This window comes from Mesorhizobium sp. M2A.F.Ca.ET.037.01.1.1 (assembly GCF_003998075.1).
In the GTDB taxonomy this organism is placed as follows: Bacteria; Pseudomonadota; Alphaproteobacteria; order Rhizobiales; family Rhizobiaceae; genus Mesorhizobium.
The window spans coordinates 1-2,013 of sequence record NZ_RZSA01001099.1 but is presented as its reverse complement, the minus strand read 5'-3'; the positions used below and the strand labels follow the sequence as shown (position 1 = coordinate 2,013).

General features: G+C 64.1%; 1 protein-coding gene and 2 pseudogenes. All 3 read right to left on the bottom strand.

The annotated features are described in order from the left end of the window. The coding region (locus EOA27_RS33845; protein WP_145970735.1) for a helix-turn-helix transcriptional regulator at window positions 1-441 on the bottom strand (441 nt) is incomplete at its 3' end. Between the two features lie 281 nt (window positions 442-722). Further along, window positions 723-1,786: pseudogene (locus tag EOA27_RS33835) on the bottom strand (ABC transporter substrate-binding protein). Window positions 1,787-1,813: 27 nt separating this feature from the next. Further along, window positions 1,814-2,013 (bottom strand): annotated as a pseudogene (locus tag EOA27_RS33830) (ABC transporter permease); the annotation flags it as partial.

Here is a 2,013-nt window from a genome sequence, read left to right as displayed (position 1 = left end):
GGTCATGACGAAGCCGAATTCGTGGCCGGCATGGGCGTAGGCTTCCGCCGTGCCGCCGCCGGCCTCGACCGTGACCAGCATGCCGGTGAGCGTGGCGGCGGGCGGCGACAGCAGCGCCTTGGCGATGCCCTCGGACTTCACCGGGATCGCGCGACGCTTATCGGCGCGCACGCAGTAGAGGTCGTTGACCGCCTCATTGCCGTCGGTGATCAGCGCCGACGGCTCGATGTCGAGGGCGGCGGCCAGCGGCCAGATCACCTTGACGCGCAGCGAGGACATGCCGCGTTCGATCTGGCTCAGCGCGCCGATGGAGATGCCGGCTTTGGCGGCCAAGTCGGCCAGCGAGAGGTTGCGCTCCAGGCGCAATGCCCGCACCCGCCGGCCGACGCGGATGTCAGCATCGTCTTTCGGTTTTGTTGCCGCTTCGTCAAAAATGTCCATTCGTTCGTCCCTGTTGCAGTCAAGCAAGCCGGCTTCTGACCAATTCGGCTTCGTGACTAGGTTCTTATCTTGCCAGACGGTGGCGCCGCCCCTCATCGCCCTGCCGGGCACTTCTCCCCGTATAGAGACGGGGAGAAGAGGCTGACTGCGGCGCTGGCTCGTTTCCTGCAACGCCGGCGATTGGCGAAATCGCCGGCGACAGCGCCCCTCTCCCCGTCACTATACGGGGAGAGGATGCCGGCAGGCAGGTGAGGGGCAGCACCACCTTCGGCAATTGGCCCTCAACCCCCTGCCTTCACCTTCTCGAACATCTTGGCCATATCGTCATTCTGCTTCATCGGTCCGGTGAAGATCGTGCTCTTCAGCATCACGTCCGGGTCCGCCGGCAGCTGCAGCTTGTCGAGCTCGTCCTTCGACACGCCGGCGAAGGCAGTCGAGAGCGAGCTGCCATAGCCGTAGGACTGGATGAGGAACTTGCCCGAGTCGGCGTCGAGCCGGCTGTTTATGAAGTCATAGGCGAGATCGACGTTCTTGGCGTCCTTGAGCATGACGAAGCCGCAGGCCCAGGTCAGCATGCCTTCCTTCGGCTTCATGAACTCGACCGGCACGCCCTGCTTCTTCAGCGAGGTGGCCGACGCGTTCCAGGTCATCGCGGCGACCAGCTGGCCGCTCGCCAGCGCCTGCTCGACCGAGGTCATGTCGGTGGTGTAGCTGGAGAGCAGCGGCCGCTGCTCGCGCAGCTTTTCGGCGACCTTCTCCATCTGGTCCGGCGTCATGTCGAAGGGATTCACGCCGGCCAGAAGAGCGGCGACGATCGGCGTGTCATGGACCGCATCGATGGTCGCCATGCGGCCGGCATATTGCTTGTCCCACAAAAGGTTCCAGCTCGCCTCAGGGTTCTTCACCAGATCGGTGCGGTAGAGGATCGAGGTGTTGCCCCAGTCCCACGGCACCATCCACACCTTGCCGTCGCCGGCCTGCAGGTCGGGCAGGTTCTTGAACACCGGGAAGACCGAATCCAGTTCTTGATGCGCTTGGTGTCGATCGGCTGCAGCAGGCCTTCCTTGTTCCAGCGCGCCACCTTGTCGTAGCAGGGATGCGCGATGTCGGGCCGGAAGCCGGCCTTGACCTTGGTGAAGGCGTCGTCGTCGTCGCCGAAGATCGTAGCCTCGACGCCGTCCGGATGCGCGGCGAGGAAGCTCTTGTTGAAGTCCGGCAGTTCGTAGCCCGACCAGGTGAAATATTGCAGCTTGTCGGCGGCAAAAGCGACCGTCGACGACAGCGCCATGGCCAGGGCCGCGAGACCCGCCAGGGCCCCGGTTGTCGATTTCAGGTGTACTGTCATTTTCGTTCTCCTCTTCTTTGTTGTGCTTCAGGCTGGATTGCGGCGCGCGGCGCCGAGGCCGCGATGGCGCAGGATTTCGGCGGTTCCGGCGATGATGAAGGACACGGTAAGGATCGCCGTTCCCAGCGCCATCACCGTCGGCAGCGAGCGCGGGAAACGCAGCTGGCTCCAGATGTAGAGCGGCAGCGTCGGCTCGGTGCCGGCGAGGAAGAAGACGACGATGAACT